General features: G+C 71.0%; 17 protein-coding genes and 1 pseudogene. 11 read left to right on the top strand and 7 right to left on the bottom strand.

What is annotated here, in order from left to right:
* A partial coding sequence (locus J7E88_RS30835; RefSeq protein WP_215186734.1) for an IS3 family transposase occupies positions 1 to 803 on the top strand: 803 nt, incomplete at its 5' end.
* Positions 804 to 1,034: 231 nt separating this feature from the next.
* On the opposite strand, the gene J7E88_RS30830 is transcribed toward J7E88_RS30835, so the two are convergent.
* Together J7E88_RS30830 and J7E88_RS37175 are read right to left on the bottom strand one after the other, a co-directional pair.
* Positions 1,035 to 1,289, bottom strand: coding sequence for a hypothetical protein (locus tag J7E88_RS30830; RefSeq protein WP_215186733.1), 255 nt, complete (start codon positions 1,287 to 1,289; stop codon positions 1,035 to 1,037).
* Positions 1,290 to 1,380: 91 nt separating this feature from the next.
* The gene (locus tag J7E88_RS37175; protein ID WP_308307672.1) at positions 1,381 to 1,995 is read right to left on the bottom strand and encodes a DUF6069 family protein; all 615 of its coding nucleotides are present in this window, start codon (positions 1,993 to 1,995) and stop codon (positions 1,381 to 1,383) included.
* Positions 1,996 to 2,178: 183 nt separating this feature from the next.
* Between J7E88_RS37175 and J7E88_RS30825 the strand changes: the two genes are divergently transcribed.
* A complete protein-coding gene (locus J7E88_RS30825; protein WP_215186732.1) occupies positions 2,179 to 2,442 on the top strand; it encodes a hypothetical protein in 264 nt (87 codons plus the stop codon).
* Between the two features lie 286 nt (positions 2,443 to 2,728).
* Here the strand turns inward: J7E88_RS30825 and J7E88_RS30820 are convergent, their stop codons facing one another.
* Positions 2,729 to 3,421: a CPBP family intramembrane glutamic endopeptidase gene (locus J7E88_RS30820; protein WP_215186731.1), complete on the bottom strand. Its 693-nt coding sequence runs from the start codon at positions 3,419 to 3,421 to the stop codon at positions 2,729 to 2,731.
* A 237-nt stretch (positions 3,422 to 3,658) separates the two neighbouring features.
* On the opposite strand from J7E88_RS30820, the gene J7E88_RS30815 reads away from it, so the two are divergent.
* The 3 genes and pseudogenes from J7E88_RS30815 to J7E88_RS30805 all read left to right on the top strand — a co-directional run bounded on the left by J7E88_RS30815 (position 3,659) and on the right by J7E88_RS30805 (position 5,664).
* The gene (locus tag J7E88_RS30815; RefSeq protein ID WP_215186730.1) at positions 3,659 to 4,207 is read left to right on the top strand and encodes a dihydrofolate reductase family protein; all 549 of its coding nucleotides are present in this window, start codon (positions 3,659 to 3,661) and stop codon (positions 4,205 to 4,207) included.
* 462 nt (positions 4,208 to 4,669) lie between these two features.
* Positions 4,670 to 5,022: pseudogene (locus J7E88_RS30810) on the top strand (hypothetical protein).
* A 90-nt stretch (positions 5,023 to 5,112) separates the two neighbouring features.
* Positions 5,113 to 5,664: a YciI family protein gene (locus tag J7E88_RS30805; RefSeq protein ID WP_215186739.1), complete on the top strand. Its 552-nt coding sequence runs from the start codon at positions 5,113 to 5,115 to the stop codon at positions 5,662 to 5,664.
* 237 nt (positions 5,665 to 5,901) lie between these two features.
* Here the strand turns inward: J7E88_RS30805 and J7E88_RS30800 are convergent, their stop codons facing one another.
* Positions 5,902 to 7,197: an LPXTG cell wall anchor domain-containing protein gene (locus J7E88_RS30800; protein ID WP_251023461.1), complete on the bottom strand. Its 1,296-nt coding sequence runs from the start codon at positions 7,195 to 7,197 to the stop codon at positions 5,902 to 5,904.
* Positions 7,198 to 7,497: 300 nt separating this feature from the next.
* Positions 7,498 to 8,400, bottom strand: coding sequence for a bifunctional DNA primase/polymerase (locus J7E88_RS30795; RefSeq protein ID WP_215186728.1), 903 nt, complete (start codon positions 8,398 to 8,400; stop codon positions 7,498 to 7,500).
* 388 nt (positions 8,401 to 8,788) lie between these two features.
* Here J7E88_RS30795 and J7E88_RS30790 point away from each other — a divergent pair, with 388 nt between their 5' ends.
* From J7E88_RS30790 to J7E88_RS30765, 6 genes are all read left to right on the top strand, one after another.
* Positions 8,789 to 9,022: a hypothetical protein gene (locus J7E88_RS30790; RefSeq protein WP_308307671.1), complete on the top strand. Its 234-nt coding sequence runs from the start codon at positions 8,789 to 8,791 to the stop codon at positions 9,020 to 9,022.
* 195 nt (positions 9,023 to 9,217) lie between these two features.
* Positions 9,218 to 10,279 carry an OB-fold domain-containing protein gene (locus tag J7E88_RS30785; RefSeq protein WP_215186727.1) on the top strand — a complete coding sequence of 354 codons (1,062 nt, stop codon included), beginning with the start codon at positions 9,218 to 9,220 and terminating at the stop codon, positions 10,277 to 10,279.
* On the top strand, positions 10,276 to 10,680 hold the full coding sequence (locus tag J7E88_RS30780) for a MaoC family dehydratase (protein WP_215186726.1): 405 nt from the start codon (positions 10,276 to 10,278) through the stop codon (positions 10,678 to 10,680). The genes J7E88_RS30785 and J7E88_RS30780 overlap by 4 nt, the downstream gene beginning before the upstream one ends.
* Complete coding sequence (locus J7E88_RS30775; RefSeq protein WP_215186725.1) at positions 10,677 to 11,846, top strand: lipid-transfer protein; 1,170 nt, start codon at positions 10,677 to 10,679, stop codon at positions 11,844 to 11,846. Before J7E88_RS30780 ends, J7E88_RS30775 begins: the two co-directional genes overlap by 4 nt.
* A 122-nt stretch (positions 11,847 to 11,968) precedes the next feature.
* The gene (locus J7E88_RS30770) at positions 11,969 to 12,523 is read left to right on the top strand and encodes a SigE family RNA polymerase sigma factor (RefSeq protein ID WP_215186724.1); all 555 of its coding nucleotides are present in this window, start codon (positions 11,969 to 11,971) and stop codon (positions 12,521 to 12,523) included.
* A gap of 242 nt (positions 12,524 to 12,765) precedes the next feature.
* Positions 12,766 to 14,412 carry a long-chain fatty acid--CoA ligase gene (locus J7E88_RS30765; RefSeq protein WP_215186738.1) on the top strand — a complete coding sequence of 549 codons (1,647 nt, stop codon included), beginning with the start codon at positions 12,766 to 12,768 and terminating at the stop codon, positions 14,410 to 14,412.
* A gap of 179 nt (positions 14,413 to 14,591) precedes the next feature.
* Here J7E88_RS30765 and J7E88_RS30760 read toward each other — a convergent pair whose 3' ends face one another.
* A complete protein-coding gene (locus tag J7E88_RS30760) occupies positions 14,592 to 18,596 on the bottom strand; it encodes a PAS domain-containing protein (protein WP_215186723.1) in 4,005 nt (1,334 codons plus the stop codon).
* 168 nt (positions 18,597 to 18,764) lie between these two features.
* Positions 18,765 to 19,211 (bottom strand): SSI family serine proteinase inhibitor, encoded by a 447-nt coding sequence (locus J7E88_RS30755; protein WP_215186722.1) that lies wholly within the window; start codon positions 19,209 to 19,211, stop codon positions 18,765 to 18,767.
* Between the last annotated feature and the right edge of the window lie 79 nt (positions 19,212 to 19,290).

Genomic DNA, 19,290 nt, shown 5'->3' with positions numbered 1-19,290 from the left:
AGCTCGCCAGACAGCCCTGCTACCGCTGGCTGGACCAGCCGGTGACCGATGCCATGCTGGAGGAGGGGTATCGCGCGAACGCGCTGTTCGACGCGCACCGTGACGACCCGGAGTTCGGCTACCGCTTCCTGGCCGGCGAAGCGCGCGGCGCCGGGACCGTGATGGCGGACCGGACTGCCTGGCGGATCTGCCGGGACGACCGCTGGTGGAGCGTGTTCGGCAAGAAGCGCGGCAAGGGCAAGAAGGCCGGCCCGCCGGTGCACGACGACCTGGTCCGCCGTGACTTCACCGCAGCCTGTGCGAATCGGCTGTGGCTCGCCGACATCACCGAGCACGCCACCAGCGAAGGCAAGCTCTATCTCTGTGCGATCAAGGACGCCTTCAGCAACAGGATCGTGGGCTACTCCATCGACGAGCGGATGAAGTCCCGCCTGGCCGTGACCGCCCTGGACAACGCCGTGGCCCGGCGTGAAGACGTCGACGGCTGCATTCTGCACAGCGATCGCGGATCGCAGTTCCGCTCCCGGAAATTCGTCCGGACGCTCGACCGCCACCGGATGGCCGGATCGATAGGGAGGGTCGGAGCTGCCGGCGACAACGCGGCCATGGAGTCCTTCTTCAGTCTGCTGCAGAAGAACGTCCTCGACCGCCGTGTCTGGGCCACCCGCGAAGAACTCCGGATCGCGATCGTGACCTGGATCGAGCGGACCTACCACCGACGCCGCAGACAAGCCTCACTCGGCCGGCTGACCCCCATCGAATTCGAGACCGTCATGACCACGCCGGCCCTCCAGGCCGCGTGACCGGACCTGTCACCCGAACCTGCATCAGACCCGTCCTTGACCGACCGGAGCGCGGCCTGGTGCTGCGGGGATCCGGGGTAGACGCCGTCCAACGCTGCGGTCTTGAAGCGGCGCCAGGCCCATGCGGCGGCCGCGTACGTAGCGCCGACAGCGGCGCCGATCGGGTAGAGGAGAGCAAGGTTGGCCATGGCGGGGCCTCCTATCGGTGTGGTGGGGCCCCGCCTTCCGGGGCTATTCGCTGGTGAGCTCCGGCTGCTCGTGCTCGAAGGCGCGCTCCCGGTCCTCCGGCGTGAGGGTCCGGTAGCAGGCGCCATAGGTGCTGTCGGCGAAGCGGCCAGTCGCCTCGTGTCGGTCGCCATGCTGCGGGAAAGTCCGCTTCCCGCAGCGGGCGACGGTGGGGTGGTGAGCCATCGCAACCCAGGCAGCGCCGCCGGGCAGCAGCGTCTGCGTTGAGGTGGTCGGCTTGTAGGCGACGGAGATGTGCACGGGTGCCAGTAAGCAGGGTCCTGATGAACCAGACGCCGTCAGTCACACCGGTGATGGCGCCACGAGCAGTTCGGACAGCCTGAGCCGGGCGTCAGGATCGGCGCAGCGACGTGATCACGAATGCCGGGATCACCGCCGCGCCGACGATCAGGTGCATCAGGGCCAGCAGGAGCTGGTCGGACGTTGTGATGCCGGCCCCGTTGTAGGGAAGGCTGGCGACGAGCACCAGAGCCGTGAGCGCCTCCCAGATGAGGGTGGCCCGCCGTGGGGCGAATCGTTCCAGCAGCTCCAGGAGTGCCCAGCCGAGCAGCGGCGGACTTCCTGCGGATGCCCGGCCTCGTCCGCGATGCCGGGCAACGCGGCCTGTACTGCGGCATGCCTCTGTAGGCGGACCTCTAGGTAGCAGCAGCCCGGCTCCGCCGACCGCGCGGCTGGAGCGAATACACAAGATGCCGTGGACGGTAGTCCGCTGCCCGGCGCTGGAGCCGGGGCCGCGCGGTGAGCGGAGCGAGCCGCCTTGATGGAAGTAGGGAAGGTTCCGCCCCTCGTCGGATTGGGGTACGGCGCGGTTGTGCGGCCGTGGCCCAACTGGGGCATGCTCGCCGACCTGAGAGGCGAAGACGCAGGTCAAGGCTTGGTACGGCTCGGGGATGGATCCTGTTGAAAACCGTCGTGGCAGCGATGTCGCCGTGGGTTCAAATCCCACACCCACCGCCAGGCGAAAAGGCTTCTGACCAGGCAGTACGGTCAGGAGCCGCTTTCATGTCCGCCCCCGCGGCGTACCTGTCTCCCCGCTCTTCCCCGGCCACACAGGGCATGCGAGTGCATGCGATGGCCTCATTTGCGGGGCGGGGGCATGGGGCCGACCAGGGCACGACAGACTGCCGCCATGTGGATACCAGTGGCAGTGACGACGCTGCTCTTCGTGCTCTCGTCGGCCTCCGCGATTGTCCAAGCTCGCAAGGGCCAGTGGTGGACCGCTGTCGCGCACTTTCTGCCGTCCCTCGCTGTGCCGGCGCTGCTTGACGGCTTGGAGTGGCAGAAGACGCCGCTCTTCTGGCTGGCGGGCGTATTCGTGGCGGCTGGCCTGGGCGCAGAGGCCATGGCCTACTGGCGAACTCGAACGGCTGGGAGGGAGCAGCTGAGCGGGTGAGCGGGGACGATGTGTCGAGGTCGGTGTAGTGGCTTTGGGCGGGAGCTGCCATGGGGCGAGAGATCATGGCCCCCCTGAGCTGTCGGCGAGTCGGGCGGTCTGTGAACCTGCCCGTTAAGGCACGAGGTGGCACGCAGTACCCGGAGGGGCGCTGCGTGGGGCGTCTGTCGCGAGAGGCATGCCCAGCAGGACCGCTCTCTGACAGCGGTTCGCACCGGTCTTCGCACCAGTCATGGACCTACGAGGGCCAGTGCGCCGTTGACGCACCGACGTGCGCCCGCGCCGATCAGGCCAACCAGCGACTCGCCGCCCAGGCGAGCGCGTAGCCCGGACTGTTGAGGGCGCAGTGCAGCGCCACGGGTGGGATGAGGCTGCCGGAGCGGCGCCGGAGCTCGCAGAAGAGCACACCGGCGAGGGCAGTGCCGACGACCGCCGCTGTCACGGACAGGGCGACGCCGACCTGGCCGACTCCGAAGACCGCTTGGGCAGCCGCGTTCGCGCGCGTGAGCCCGCGTGACGGCTGTACGTGCCAGAGCCCGAAGAGCACCGAGGAAGCGACGGTGGCCCATACATGCCCCGACCGTCGCCAAACCATGGCCCACAACACGCCACGAAATGCGATTTCCTCAAGCAGCACCGTGCCGAGCGGTACGCGGACCAGCACGCGGTACACCAGTTCTCCGGGAGACAGACCCGCGGCCCGCTCGTCCTGGAATACCTCCCGGGTGAACGGCAGGGCCAGGCCCACCAGATAGACCACGAGAACGGCTCCGGCCAGGACCAGGCCCCAGCGCAGACCGCGGCGGGCCGCGGCCCTGCCGAGCCCCAGATCGTCCCAAGTCAGGCCGGACCGGCGGGCGATCAGAACAAGCAGCACGGCCGCGACTACACAGACCGGCACGTACCAACCGGGTGCGAGCAGGGCGTTGAGCGCGTTCGCGGCCGCGAGCACCACGACGGCCAAGAGCAGCATCCACATGGCCGCACAAGGATCGCCGACGTTCGTGACGCGCGACCGGCAACGCGCCGTTCCACGGAGCGCCACCTCATTTCGGTCAAGTGGTTTCCGTGCATGACCGGGAAGCCTGGGCGCGGCGAGATCGCAGGCCCCCGCGCTGGAGCCGCCCCACGAGCTGGCCGGCTCCCAGCCATCGGACTTCCTGCTGTTGCATCCCTCGCACAGCAGCTGAAGGTTTGTCGGCGGTACTCTTGCGAAATGCGACCCCTTCGGTATTCCATCAACGTCACATTGGACGGGTGCTGCGACCATCGTGAAGCGTTCGCGGACGAAGAATTGCATCGCCATGCGGTCGAGAACCTCAAACAGGCCGACGCCCTCCTCTTTGGCCGGGTGACTTACGAATTGATGGAGGCAGCGTGGCGGCCGCCAGCACAGACGGGAGCGAGACCTGATTGGATGGAATCCTTCGCCCGGACGATCAACGCGGCAAAGAAGTACGTCGTGTCGAGCACCCTGGAGCGGGTCGATTGGAACGCCGAGCTCGTACGCGGGGATCTCGGCAAGGCCGTTCAGCAGCTCAAGCGGGAGTCGGGTAGTGGGCTGTTCGTGGGAGGCGTGAAGCTCCCGCTGGCGTTGGCGGAGCTGGGATTGATCGATGAGTACGAGTTCGTGGTGCAGCCCAGGCTTGTGGGCCACGGGCCGACGTTGTTCGCGGGGCTGTCGAAGCGTGTCGACTTGAAGCTCGTGAGCCGGCTGGAGTTCGGCTCGGGGGCGGTGGCGATGCGGTATGAGCCGAGAAGGTAGTCATCCGGCTTGTCAGCCCAAGCCGGCCGCGTCATGGAGCAGTTTGGGCCAGGCCTTCCAAAGTCTCGACCGACCTGACCATCTCCAGCGCATCCCGATGACAGTAGTCGAGCAGGTCTTGGCCTGAGTCGGTCTCGTTCGTGCTTTGGAATCTCGTCCCCTTGATCCGCACGCCGGGCACAAGGATTGCCCACCTTCAACCAGGCCCAACATCAGCTGACGAAGGAACTGACCCCCCACTGAGGCTTGTGCTCTCGGTCGTAGTCCTCGCCCCGAATAACGTCCGCGATCTCGCCCTGAGCCGTTTTCTCACGCACGAGCGCATTCTCGTCCCGCACGAACATCCACCTGTCCCCCCGGCTGGAGTGTCCGCCGACGAGATCCTCAACTCCATACAAAAATATCTTGCGCGGATTTCGGACGCAGGACTGCCCGTACCGCCGGGCCGCGCGACGCCGCGCTGTGGGCGGCGGATGCGCCTTGGTGCCGGCCGATGCGGGGGTGCACCAGCGCTCCCCTGGCGAGCCGAAGGCCGGCTACGTGACCCCCTGGGCCGATCACCCCACACTGGGGGCACGAGGCCGCGGGCTCCGTCTACGAACTGGTCCGCCCTTCATCGAACTCAGCGATGGCCACACGGCGCGACTGAACCGCGAGCAGAAGAGCCAGTTCGTCGCGACGTGTTGGACGGCACAGACGTTCAAGCAATTCGGGGACGCGAAGCACGCTACGTGGCCGACTGGGCCGACCTTCCGGCCTGGCAGCAGGAGACGGACGCCGACATCTTCGAGGTCATCGAGAAGGACGCGAGCTGAGGGCAGCGCTCACCAGAGAACGCCCGGCGTCGCCCGGAGGGTTGACCGGGGGCCGAGATGACGCGGCGCACGGTGGTGGAGAGTGTGGGCATGGAGTTCTTCTGCTACCACCGCGATCGGCCCGGCTCCGTGGCGCTGCGCCACGACCTGCTGGAAGAGCACTGGTCCTACATGGACCGGTACGAGAAGGAGATGATCGCCCGCGGCCCGACTCTGACCAGTGACGGTGACATGCCCACCGGCAGTGTGCACATCGTCGATCTGCCGGATCCCGCCGCCGCACGCGCGTTTGCCTTCGAGGAGCCCGGCTATCAGGCCGGCGTGTACCGGGACGTGCTGTTGCGCCGGTGGCGCAACATGCTGGGGCGCACCATGTGGGATTTCCCCGGTGGCCGGACCGGTGGCAACCGGTACCTGGTGCTCGGCCTCGGCACGGGGCAGGGTGCCGACCTTGCCGTGCCCGCCGACGGGGACGAGTTGATTGCGTACGGGCCCCTGCTGTCCGACGACGGCACCACCTGGCTGGGTACGGCGGTGCTGGTCCGGGCACCGGACCCGGACACGGCACGCGCCGTGCTGACCTTGGGTGTGTATGCCGACATCGAGGTACACAACTGGCAGTTCGGCGGGCGGCCGTCATGAACTGAGAGGCCGCCGGCCAACCAGATCAAGAAGAGCTTGCGGGCTTTGGAGTAATCGGCAATCACGTGTCCGAGCCGCTACCGGTGGGCACTTGTGGTCCGCAAGGACGCCCTGGGTGGCCTTGCCTCTTCTGCCGCAGCCGGGGGCTGAACGCGGTTGGCGTCGGCTCCGCCAGGCCACGCGACTGCGCCGCCCCCGCCCGAGTGGGCCGAGGCGGCGCCGCATCCCAAGTGGTTGTCAGGAAGTGGAGTCGGCCTTCCGGCGGCGGACGACCAGTACGGCGCCCGCGCCGAGGGCGAGGGCCGTTCCGGCAGCTGCCGCGAGCTGCGGGAGGGCGGACGCGGAGCCGGTGTTGGCCAGGGTCCCGGTGGTGCCGCCCTGCGGGACGGCGGCCGGCCTGGTCTTGGAGGTCTTGCCGGGCTTGGCGTCGTCGACCTTGCCCGGCTCGGTGCCCGCGGCCAGGACGTCGAAGTCGTACTCCGTGAAGAAGTTTCCGCCGCAGGTGCCGTCGTCGTTGACGTAGTCACCGGCGACGAAGGCGACGCCGTTCCCGGCGGGCGCCTTGGCGTCGACCGTCAGGCGCAGCTTGATGTCGGCGTGGGCCCCGGCCTTCAGCGGGCTGATGGATCCGGCGTAGCCGCCGTCCACGACATCCGTCCACTTCGGCGAGGAGCCGGTGGACCACCACTGCAGGTCGAAGTACTCGTCGACGACGTTGTAGCCGCTCTTGTCGGTCGCGTGGAAGTACGCGAACGGCCGGACCTCGTCGAAGGTCTTGTCGGTGCCGTTGGTGACCCGGACGGAGAAGTCGATCGTGGTGCCGGCGACGATCTTCGATGGGAGGCCGTGGGCGACGGTGGTCAGCTTGTTCTCGGGGACGCAGGCAGGCTCTTCGTCACCGTCTCCGTCCTCGTCTCCGTCGTCCTCGTCCTCCTCGGCCTTGGCGTCGGCGAGCGCCTTGTCGGCCGCCTCCTTCGCCTTGAGCGCCGCTGCCGTGGCCTTCTCGGCCTCGGCCACCGCCTGCCCGGCGGCCTCGCGGGCTTCGTCCGCGGCGTCGGCCGTCTTCTTCGCCTTCTCGTCTGCGGCGGCCAGGGTCGTCGCCGCGGCCTCGGCGGCGGCCTCGGCGTCCGTGACCTTCTGCCGGGCGGCGGCCTTCTCCTCCTCCGAGGCGTTCTCGGGGAGAGCGTCCAGGTCGGCCCTGGCCTCGGCGAGCGCCATGTCGGCCCCCTCCTTGGCGACCTTGGCGGCGGCGGCGTCATCGGCCGCCTCCTTGGCCTCCAGGGCGTGGGGCGCCTGGTCGGAGAAGGCGAATTCCTTGGCCTCCTCCGCCTCCTTCTGGGTCTCGACGGCGGCGTCGTACGCCTTCTGCGCCGCCTCGGCGGCCCTCTCCAGCTCCTCGATGGTCGGCTTCTCCGCCGCGGCCTTCTGCGCCGCCGACTGCCCGGTGCCGGGCTTGGTGTCGGCGAACGCGGGGGTGACGGTGAGCAGCACGGCGGGAGTGGTCACTGCGGTGACGACCGCTGTGGCGAGCATGCGGCGAATGTTCAAGAGAGCCCTTTTTCTCAGGTCCGAGGCGCGGTCAAAGCAGGCCTGAACAGGTCTGAATCAGGTCAGGCCAGGTGTCGAGCAGGTCGAGCAGGTCGAGCAAGCAGAGGGCAGCCGCTGCGGTGGCACTCACGCAGTGCGGCTGCCCAGTGATCGTATGACCGGATATGGGGGAGAAGGAAGGACGTTGAGGAGGTACGAGGCAGGGCTGCGGGCGCTCACCGGGAAGGCAAACCGGTGGATAGGCCGCAGTTGCCCCTGATGCGGCGACCTCTTGTGTGATCCATGTCATCCGCGGGGCCCGGCGTCGAGCCGGGCGGCCGACGCGATCGTCGCGCGTGCCTCCCGTTCCGTGAGCCCCGCCCGGACCGCCGCGTCAGTGAGGGCGTCCGCCAGCGCATCGCCGAAGCCGTGCTCGTAGGCGCGGCAGGCGGCCCAGAACAGGCGGGTGTTGCGCTGCCCCTCCTGTGCGGCGCGCACGAACTGGACCAGCCCCTGCCCTTGGTGCGTCCTGTCTGCTGTCTCGTCCTGGCGGTGTCCGGAGTGCCGCGGCGGCGCGGCGTGACGGGGGCGCGCGGGAGGTGCGATCAGGCGCAGCAGGGCGCGCGGGCAGGGTGCGGGGGGCAGGTCCGCCGTGCCAGGGGCCAGGCGGTACGCGCCGTGGGCGGTGACGGAGCCCGGGCCGACGAGGTAACCGCCCGCGCCGCGCACATCGATGCCGGGGGCGAGCCGGCCCGCGGAGTTGGGGACGACCACATCGGGTGGGCCGGTGAGCCACAGGTGGCGGCCACCGCTCGGCGTCAGCACCGTGACGGTCTCCGGAATGGTGAACAGGTGGCGCAGGGCGAGGTGCCGGAGTTCCGCCACGGAGTCGGTCTGCGACGTCGTGTCGAGATCGATGCCGATGAGCCGGTGCGGCGGGCGCCCGCAGGCGATCCCGTACCCGGTCGCCCAGGGCGCGGCGGCGAACAGGGCGCGAACGGCGGCGGGGTCGGTGGTCGCGTCGTGCACGCCGTGACCGGGCAGGCCGCACTCCCCCCGGCAGAGGGACGGCTTCGGCTCGTCCCGGTGGGGGGAGCGCAGAGCCGGGAGCTTGGTGGGGGACAGGGGGATGACGGGGAGCCCGCGCTCCGCGGCGGTGAGGGCGTGGGCGAGGGCCAGGCTGGCGGTCTGCCGGTCGGGAATGGCCATGACTCTATGTTCGTACACACGTTCGAAGAAAGGAAGGGGGAGGTGTCGGCCGAAAAGGTGGTGCAACGCTTCATTCCGCACAGCGAGCCCGATGCGGCGGGGGGTGCGTGCGCCGAAGGCGAGTCCGCGGGCGTGAAGGGGTTTATCGACTTGTCATCACGCTTGCGAGCGAATAGCCCGGTCCGGGGTGGTTCGCCGGGGATTCGGTGGGCAATTCTGATCTCGCGACGTCGTGGAACAGATCCCGAGTGGTCGGCCGACTGCCGGGAAAGACGCAGCACTTGAGCAGCCCGGTCCATGGAGGGAAACGAAATGGTAAGCATCCGTTCCGCCCGCACCGCCGCCGCTTTCGCCGCCCTGCCCCTCGCGTTCGTCGCTCTTCGCAGGAGTGACCGAGGTCGGCAGCGGCGGCTGCGCGGACGACGGGTCGAACGCCTCGGTGGCCACGATCACCGGCAGCGGTGTCGCGGGCGGCCACCCGGGCAATGCGACCACCATCCAGCAGGTGGTCACCGGTGCCGCCGCGCCCAACCGGAACAACACGGCGAGTGTCAACGGCTCCGGCCTCACCGTGGTCGATCAGGACAACATCACCGTCGACATCACGCATCTGCGCTGGTGACGACCGGCCCGAGGGGGGCCTGCGGGGGGTGAACGACCGCCTGCGCGGCGGTGCTCCGGCACCGCCGCGCAGGCGCGCGTCTGCGGGCAGGCTCGACGCCGCCTGCGGTGATCGTGGCGGTGGCCTTGACACCACACCAGAGCTGACGGACAGTCAGATTCGTCCCGGAGGAGTGGACGGGCGGAGGGGGACGGGGTGGCCGACGAGCTCTACGCACAGCTCACGACGTACGAAGGGCGGCCTGCCGTCGTCTCCTGCGAAGGCAAGGACCCCGTCAACGCGCCGATGATCAGGCACTGGTGCGAGGCGATGGGCGACAGGAACGCGGCGTACCGCGGGCGGGACGCCATCGCGCCGCCGACGATGCTGCAGGCGTGGACCATGGGTGGTCTTTCGGGACACGGCGGCCGGACACCTGCCCAGGACGAGCTGTTCGCCCTGCTCGACGAGGCGGGATTCCGCTCGGTGGTGGCGACCGACTGCGAGCAGGAGTACCTGCGGCCGCTGCGCCCCGGTGACCGCATCACCTTCGACGCGGTGATCGAGTCGGTGTCCCCGAGGAAGACGACGAAGCTCGGTACGGGGTACTTCATCACCACGCGGACGGAGGTGCGGACCGGCGGGCGGACGGTGGGTACGCACCGCTTCCGCATCCTCAAATACGCGCCGGCCGCCCAGCTGGCACGGGTCTTGTCAGCCCAGCCGGCAACGGTCCCGGTTGCCCAGCACACGTCCGCCTCCAGGCCGGCCCCCGCCCTCCGGCCGCGCCCCGTGATCAACCGGGACAACGAAGGCTTCTGGCAGGGAGTGGCCGGTCACCGGCTGCTCATCCAGCGGTGCGGGGGCTGCGGGACGCTGCGGCTGCCCTGGCTGCCGGGGTGCGGTGCGTGCGGATCGCCCGACTGGGACACGGTGGCCGCGAGTGGTTCGGGCACCGTGTTCTCGTACGTGGTGATGCACCATCCGCCGTTCCCGGCGTTCGACCCGCCGTACGCGGTGGGGCTGATCGAGCTCGCCGAGGGGGTGCGGTTCGTCAGCAACGTCGTTGGAGTGCCCTGCGACAAGGTGCGCATCGGGATGCCGGTGGATCTGGAGTTCCTGCGGGTGGACGACGGTCTGGAGCTGCCGGTCTTCCGCGCCGCGGCCGGAGAGGCCGTATCGCCGCATGAGCCCGGACGCCATGGCGGAACGGCAGCTGGAGGAGGCCGTATGAGCCCGGACACCCCTGCCGCCCCGCAACCGCAGGAGGCTGTATGACTCCGGTCCCGGCCGTGGGCACGGAGCTGCCACCTCTCGCCATTCCCGTCACGCGCACGCTGATCGTCGCCGGAGCCATCGCCTCGCGCGACTACCAGGACGTGCACCACGACGCCGAGCTCGCGAAGGAGAAGGGGTCCCCGGACGTCTTCATGAACATCCTGACGACGAACGGCCTGGTCGGGCGGTACATCACCGACCACTTCGGGGAGCGTGCCGTCCTGCGCAAGGTCGCGATCCGGCTCGGTGCGCCCAACTACCCGGGGGACACGATGGTGTTGACGGGCACGGTCGACGCGTTCGACGGCCGGACCGCCGAGGTACGGGTCGTCGGCGTCAACGGCCTGGGCACCCACGTGACGGGTGCCGTGACCGTGACCGTCCCGGATGCGGGCGAATGAGCATCCGGGCGAAGGACGTGCTCGGTGGCAGGGCGGCCGTCGCGGGGATCGGCGCGACCGAGTTCTCCAAGGACTCCGGGCGCAGCGAGCTGACACTCGCCGTGGAGGCCGTGCGGGCCGCGCTCGACGACGCCGGACTCTCCCCCGCCGACGTCGACGGCATGGTCACCTTCACCATGGACACCAGCCCGGAGATCACGGTCGCCCAGGCCGCGGGCATCGGCGAGCTGTCCTTCTTCTCGCGCGTCCACTACGGAGGCGGAGCCGCCTGCGCGACCGTGCAGCAGGCGGCGCTGGCCGTCGCCGCGGGCGTGGCCGAAGTCGTCGTCTGCTACCGGGCGTTCAACGAGCGCTCCGGGCGCCGCTTCGGCTCCGGCGTCCAGCACCGCGAGCCGTCCGCGGAGGGCGCGGCGCTGGGCTGGAGCCTGCCTTTCGGACTGCTCACCCCCGCTTCCTGGGTGGCGATGGCCGCGCAGCGCTATCTGCACGCGTACGGGCTGACGCCCGAGGCGTTCGGCCATGTCGCCGTGAGCGGCCGCCGGTATGCGGCGACCAACCCGGCCGCGTACTTCCACGGCAGGCCGATCACCCTCGCGGACCACGCCGCGTCGCGGTGGATCGCTGAGCCCCTGCGGCTGCTGGACTGCTGCCAGGAGACCGACGGCGGCCAGGCGATCGTCGTCACCGGCGTCGAGCGCGCCCGCGACCTGCGCCGTCCGCCCGCGGTGATCCTCGCCGCGGCGCAGGGGGCGGGCCGCGCCCAGGAGCAGATGACCAGCTTCTACCGGGACGACCTCACCGGGCTGCCCGAGGCAGGCGTCGTCGCCCGGCAGCTGTGGCGCACCTCGGGGCTCGTCCCGGCCGACATCGACGTGGCGATCCTCTACGACCACTTCACACCGTTCGTACTGATGCAGCTGGAGGAGTTCGGCTTCTGCGGGCCCGGAGAGGCGGCCGCCTTCGTGGCGGCGGACGAGCTGCCGCTGAACACCCACGGTGGTCAGCTGGGGGAGGCGTATCTGCACGGGATGAACGGGATCGCCGAAGCCGTCGGACAGCTGCGCGGCACGTCGGTGAACCAGACGCCGGGTGCCACGAGGGCCTTGGTCACGGCGGGCACCGGAGTCCCCACCTCCGCACTGGTCCTCGGGGTGGACGGCGCGTAGCCCCTGAGGGGGTCCTCCACCTTCAGGAGGTGCGGCCCGCGCAGGCCCTACAACCTGAGGGGGACACGGCTTCGGTCCCTGGGGCCGATCCGCCGCGGCGGGCTCGCTCCTAGCGTGGAGACATGACCACGCCAGTCTGTACGACCGCCTCCCAGGCCGCCGCGCCGGTGCCGTCGTACACGCCTTACTCATCGTTCTCGTCGTACGTACGGGCGCGGGGGCCCGTGCTGCTGCGGACCGCCAGGTCGCTCACCGCGAACCCGAGCGATGCCGAGGACCTGCTGCAGACCGCGCTCACCAAGACGTATGTCGCGTGGGACCGGATCGAGGACCACCGTGCGCTCGACGGCTATGTGCGCCGGGCTCTGCTGAACACCCGCACCTCGCAGTGGCGCAAGCGCAAGGTGGACGAGTTCGTCTGCGACGAGCTGCCGGAGCAGGACGCCGTGCCGGCGACGGACCCGGCCGAGCAGCAGGTGCTGCACGACGCGATGTGGCGTGCCGTGATGAAGCTGCCGGACCGGCAGCGGGCCATGGTCGTCCTGCGGTACTACGAGGACCTGAGCGAGGCGCAGACGGCAGAGGTGCTCGGGGTCTCGATCGGCACGGTCAAGAGCGCGGTGTCACGGGCTCTCGGCAAGCTGCGCGACGACCCGGAGCTGACGCCGGTCCGCTGACCGGACCCACTGCCCGTCGGGCGGTCCGCACCGGACCTCGTTCCCCGTCGGCCCGTGCGCTGACCGGGGCCCACTCTCCGTGACCGTGTGGGCCCCGCTCCTACTCGGTGTGTGACCCATGTGCGGTGCTGTGCGGTGATGTGCGGGATTCGTTACTCCCGGGTAGTGACATACCGCTTGGTATGTGCGCAGAATCTTGCCACTTGCCGCAACGTAGCGCCAGCGCCCACCGGGAGGACGCCGTGCTGAGCACCATGCAGGACGTACCGCTGACTGTGACCCGCATCCTTCAGCATGGGATGACGATCCACGGGAAGTCGCAGATCACTACCTGGACAGGCGAGCCCGAACCGCACCGCCGCAGCTTCGCCGAGGTGGGCCTGCGTGCCACTCAGCTGGCCAACGCCCTGCGCGACGAGCTCGGGATCGACGGCGACCAGCGGGTCGCCACCCTCATGTGGAACAACTCCGAGCATGTGGAGGCATACTTCGCGATCCCCTCCATGGGCGCCGTGCTCCACACACTGAACCTGCGCCTGCCCGCCGAGCAGCTCGTGTGGATCGTCAACCACGCCGCCGACCGCGCCGTGATCGTCAACGGTTCCCTGCTCCCGCTGCTCGCCCCGCTCCTGCCCCACCTGCCGACCATCGAGCACATCGTGGTCTCCGGCCCCGGTGACCGTTCGCTGCTCGCCGACACCGAGGCGCAGGTGCACGAGTACGAGGAGCTGATCGCGGGCCGGCCGACCACGTACGACTGGCCCGAGCTGGACGAGCGTTCGGCCGCGGCCATGTGCTACACCTCCGGCACGACGGGCGATCCCAAGGGCGTCGTCTACTCCCACCGCTCCATCTACCTGCACTCCATGCAGGTCAACATGGCCGAGTCGATGGGCCTGACCGACAGCGACACCACCCTCGTGGTCGTGCCTCAATTCCATGTGAACGCCTGGGGACTGCCGCACGCCACCTTCATGACCGGCATCAACATGCTGATGCCGGACCGCTTCCTGCAGCCCGCGCCGCTCGCGGAGATGATCGAGCGAGAGAAGCCGTCGCACGCCGCGGCCGTCCCCACCATCTGGCAGGGCCTGCTCGCCGAGGTCACCGCGAACCCCCGCGACCTCAGCTCCATGAAGCAGGTCACCATCGGCGGCGCCGCCTGCCCGCCCTCCCTCATGGAGGCGTACGACAAGCTCGGCGTGCGGCTGTGCCACGCCTGGGGCATGACGGAGACCTCGCCGCTCGGCACCATGGCCAACCCGCCGGGCGGGCTGAGCGCCGAGGACGAGTGGCCCTACCGCGTCACGCAGGGCCGGTTCCCGACCGGTGTGGAAGGACGGCTGGTCGGTCCCGGCGGCGAATTCCTGCCCTGGGACGGTGAGTCGGCCGGTGAGCTGGAGGTGCGCGGTCCCTGGATCGCCGGGGCCTACTACGGAGGAGCGGGTGGCGATAACTTCCGCCCCGAGGACAAGTTCAGCAAGGACGGCTGGCTCAAGACCGGCGACGTCGGTGTGATCAGTCCCGACGGCTACCTGACGCTGACCGACCGGGCCAAGGATGTGATCAAGTCCGGCGGCGAGTGGATCTCCAGCGTGGAGCTGGAGAACGCCCTGATGGCGCACCCCGAGGTCGCCGAGGCGGCCGTCGTCGCCGTCCCGGACGAAAAGTGGGGCGAGCGGCCGCTGGCGACGGTGGTGCTGAACGAAGGATCCACGGCGAACTACGCGACGCTCCGGGACTTCCTGGCGCAGTCGATCGCCAAGTGGCAGCTGCCCGAGCGCTGGGCGATCGTCCCTGCGGTGCCCAAGACCAGCGTGGGCAAGTTCGACAAGAAGGTGATCCGCAGGCAGTACGCCGACGGGGAGCTGGACGTCACCGAGTTGTAGCGGCACAGGCAACGCGACAGCGACAGCTGAGGCGAAAGCGAAGGCTGAGGCGAGAACGAAGGCTGGGGCGAAAAGAAGGCTGAGGCGGAAACGAAGCCGAAAGCCAAGTGGAAAGCGAAGGGGCCGGCGGTCACGACCGCCGGCCCCTTCGCGTGCCTACGTCGGCGTGCGTGGGTACGTCAGTTGGTGCCGATCTTCGCGAGCAGGTCGACGATGCGCGCCTGGACCTCGCCGCTGGTGGAGCGCTCGGCGAGGAAGAGCACCGTCTCCCCCGACGACAGGCGCGGCAGCTCCGCCGGATCGAGACCGGCCGAGGTGTAGACGACGAGCGGGGTGCGGTTCAGCTGCCCGTTCGCCCGCAGCCAGTCGATGATCCCGGCGCGCCGGCGGCGCACCTGCATCAGGTCCATCACCACCAGGTTCGGCCGCATCTGCGTCGCCAGCGTGACCGCGTCCGCGTCGGTGCCCGCCCGGGCCACCTGCATGCCACGCCGCTCCAGTGTCGTCGTGAGCGCGAGCGCGATCTCCTCCTGCTCCTCGATCAGCAGCACACGCGAAGGGTGCTGTTCGCTGTCGCGGGGCGCCAGCGCCTTGAGCAGGACGGCCGGATCGGCGCCGTACGCCGCCTCCCGCGTCGCCTGCCCGAGTCCCGCGGTCACCAGCACCGGCACCTCGGCGGCCACGGCGGCCTGCCGCAGCGACTGCAGTGCGGTCCGGGTGATCGGCCCGGTCAGCGGGTCCACGAACAGGGCCGCCGGGAACGCGGCGATCTGCGCGTCGACCTCCTCACGCGAGTGCACGACGACCGGCCGGTAGCCGCGGTCGCTCAGCGCCTGCTGCGTGGAGACGTCCGGCGCCGGCCACACCAGCAGCCTGCGCGGGTTGTCCAGCGGCTCGGGCGGCAGTTCGTCGTCGACCGGCTGTGGCTGGGGCCGGTTGGCGACCTCGACCGCACCGCCGGGACCGTCCAGCGGCTCGGGACCCTCCGCACCCTCGTCGGGCGCTCCGATCGCGTACGCACGGCCCTCCGAGCGGTCGGCGGCCGGCAGCCGCGACGCGCCCGGGGCGGGCATCGGACCGGGGGTGGGGGCAGGAGCGGGGACCGGTGCTGCCTGCGGCTGCGGATGCGGGCGGGCGGCCGCCTCGGGGAGGTCGCTGTCCGGACGCGTCCCCAGCTTGCGCCTGCGGCCGGAGCCGAGCGTCTGGTTCTGCTGCTGCGTGAGGTGCTGGGCGAAGGGCACCCCCTGCCCGAGCGTGCGCACGCTGAACGCGCGGCCCTGCGTCGAGTCGGCGGTGGCAGGTTCCTCGGCGGGCAGCGGCTGGGCGGCGCGTGCCCGGGGCACAGCCTGTCCCGCCGCCGACTGGGGCCCCGCGGGCCGGGCCGGCTCGGACACGGGGAGCGCCGGCGGCAGCGGTACGGACACGGAACCGGTGTCCGGGCCCTGCGCGGGTACGGCCTCGGCCTCGGCCGCCGGAGCGGCGGCGGTCTGTCCTGTCGCGTCCGTGGCCGCGGGAACCGCGGGCGTCTGTCCCGTCGAGTCCGCGGAGCCCTGCGCCGCGGATCCGCTGTCGGTTGTGCTGTCGGTTGTGCCGCCGGACGTGCTGTCCGCGCCCGCTTCCTGCGGAGCCGGCTGTCCGGGCTGCTGCACGGTGGCCTCACCGCCGGGCGGCTGCGCCTGGTTCCGGGCGCGCCTACGGCCCGTGGGCGCCGGATGCTGCTGTGGCGGCGTGTGGTGTTCGCTGCCGGGGGCAGCGGCCACGGCGTCGTGCTGCTCGGCCGGCAACGCGGGGTCGGGCGCCGGCTGCACCCGGTCCGCCTCGGCGGGCGGCAGCGCGAAGGCGGTCCGCGCGGGACCGGCTGCCTCGGCCGATGCGGGGGCGAGCGCCCGCCGGGCGCGACGCCCGGTCGGCTGGGTGGTCGGTTCGGCGGTTGGCTGGGTGGTCGGCTGTGCGGCGGGCGGTCCGGCAGAGGGGGCGGCCGACAGCCCGGGCAGCCCGCTCTCCACGGCTCGCCGGGCACGCCGACCCGAGGTGGCGCCCGCGAGTCCGTGGGCGTCGACCGGCACGCCCTGCGGCGGCACCGTCTCACCGCGTGCGGCCCGCCCGCTCGCGCCCTCGGCGGCCATGACCACCGAGCCCTCGGCGGCCTGCGGCAGGGCCTGCGGCGGGGCCTCGGCCTGTTCGGCGGGGCTCGGCCGCCCACGCCGGCGCCCGGTCCCGCCACGGCCGTTTCCGTCGCCGTTCCCGTTCCCGGCCCCGTTCCCGAGGCCGGTTCCGTTCACGGCCCCGTTGCCGGAGGTCTCGCCGTTGTCCTGGGCGGGGATCCGTTCCGCTGCGGCCCGGTCCGCCTGCGCCGCTCGGCGCCGTCCGGTCGGCGGTGCGGCGACCGGGTCCTCCATCGCCACGGGGCTCTCCAGGAACGCGTCCGTGGAGGCGCGCCGGGCGCGCCGCCGTCCGCCGCCGGTCGTGACCGGGCCGGGCTCGGACGACGCCTGCGCGGGCAGGGCGAGCTCGGCGGCCGGCGGCGGGGCCACCGTCCCCGCTCCCTCGCCGAGCGGCACTTCCAGCACGTACGCGCTGCCGCTCATCCCCGGCACCTCGTGCGTCTGCAGCACTCCTCCGTGCGCCCGGACGATCCCGCGCACGATCGGCTCGTGCACCGGGTCCCCGCCGGTGAACGGGCCCCGGACCTCGATCCGTACGACGTCGCCGCGCTGTGCCGCGGCGACCACGACCGTCGAGTCCACGTAGCCGCCGCCGGGCACGACCTTCGCCTTGCCCGTCGAGTCGACGCCCGCGACATCCGCGACCAGGTGCGCGAGCGCCGTCGCCAGCCGCGCCCCGTCCACCTCGGCCTCTATCGGCGGCGCGTGCACCGCGAACTGGGCGCGTCCCGGGCCGATCAGCTCGACAGCGCCGTCGACACCCGCCGCCACGACGGCGTCGAGGAGCACCTTGGACTTGGCCAGCCCCTCCGCTCCCGTGTCGAGGCGCTGATAGCCGAGCACGTTGTCGACGAGCGTCGTCATGCGGGCATAGCCCGCGGCCAGATGGTGCAGGATCTGGTTCGCCTCGGGCCACAGCTGCCCGGCCGGGTCGGCGGCCAGGGTGCCCAGCTCGCGGCGGAGTTCCTCCAGCGGTCCGCGCAGCGACTCGCCGAGCACGGCGGTGAGCTGGGTGTGCCGGGCGGCCAGTTCCCCGTACCGCTCGGCGCCCGCCTCGAGCTCGGCCGCGTACCGCTCGGCCTTGTCGGCCAGTTCGGCCTCGTACTTCTCCGTGGCGGCCGCGAGCTCGGCCGTCAGCCGCTCCGTCGCCCGCTCCAGCTCGCCGGTCAGGCGCTCGGTCGTCTCCGCGAGCTCCGCCGCGTGCTTGTGGACCTGCTCCTCGTACGGCCGCCGGTCGGTGAACGTCATCACGGCGCCGACCAGCTGGTCCCCGTCGCGCACCGGCGCGGTGGTCAGGTCGACGGAGATCTTCGCTCCGCTCTTCGCCCACAGCACCTGCCCGCGCACCCGGTGCTTGCGCCCGGACTTGAGGGTGTCGGCGAGCGGGGACTCCTCGTACGGGAACGGCTCGCCGTCCGCGCGCGAATGCAGGATCAGCGGGTGCAGCTCCTGGCCGCCGAGGTCGCTGGCGCGGAAGCCCAGGATCTGCGCGGCGGCCGGGTTGACGAGGACGACCCGGCCGTCGGTGTCGGTGCCGACGACGCCCTCGGACGCGGCCCGCAGGATCATCTCGGTCTGGCGCTGCGAACGTGCCAGCTCCGCCTCGGTGTCCACGGTCCCCGACAGGTCCCGCACGACCAGCATCAGCAGCTCGTCGCCTGTGTAGCCGTTGTACGAGTCGTACGCCTCGCGTCCGTCCAGGCTCGCGCTGGTCACCTCGACAGGGAACTCGCTGCCGTCCGTCCGCCGCGCGATCATCCGGGTGGGCTTGGTCCGCCCGCGCTCGTCGGCCCCGTCGGGGCGGCGCATGGAGCCGGGGATCAGGCGTGAGTCGAACTCGGGAAGCAGGTCGAGCAGACCCCGGCCCACGAGAGCGGTGCCCGGCGACTCGAAGAGCTCGAGGGCGATGGTGTTGGCGTTGACGACCGTGCCGTTGGCATTGACGAGCACGAGCCCGTCGGGAAGGGCGTCGAGTATGGCTGCGAGGCGAGCAGCGCCTCGGGATGGCCTGCTGCTCACGACGACGGTTCCTCCCTGACCTACTGCGTATTGCGGACGGCCGATCCCATCTTGCCCCTCTGGCATCGGCCTGTCACTGAGGGAGTCTAAGGGCAGCGGCACACGCCCGGACGGCGGATGAGGGGGAGCTCTCACCAAGGTTGTGTGCGGACTGCGTACGCCTTCGGCCTATGACCTGGTGTTCGGCAGCACCGGCTCCAGCATCTGCCAGCGCGAGATCTGGCAGCCGTCGGACCGCGTGAAGGTGGCGTCGACACGGCGCCCCTGCCAGGTGCCGGTGACCCGCGCGGTGGCCGGCCCGCCGAATTGCTGCGTGCACATCTGCCCCTCGGGCACCGGCGCGAACGGGTCGTGGTTCTCGCGGGCCAGCTCGTCGAGCCGGTCGCAGGCGGAGCGCGCGGAGGGGTGGGTGCCGCCCGCGGGGCGGCACTTCAGCTCGTACCGTCCGTCCGTCCGGGTGTTCCCGGTCTCGGAGACCACGACCATCAGCCGGTCGGGTGCGTCCAGAAGCGGCACGGGCAGCGGCAGCGGCGACGTCACGGCCCCGGCGGTGGGCACGACGCAGGCCAGTGCGGCGGCGGACACGGTGGCGGTGAGGACGAGGCGTCTGAGCATGTAGGGCTCCTGAAGAGTTACGGGTTTGTTCGGGGACCGCGGCCGACAGGCCGGTCCCGACCGGACGGCCGGGTGGCCC

The organism is Streptomyces sp. ISL-10 (assembly GCF_018614575.1).
GTDB lineage: Bacteria > Actinomycetota > Actinomycetes > Streptomycetales > Streptomycetaceae > Streptomyces.
Note: the sequence above shows the minus strand (reverse complement) of the source record. Positions and strands in the feature narration are given on the sequence as shown.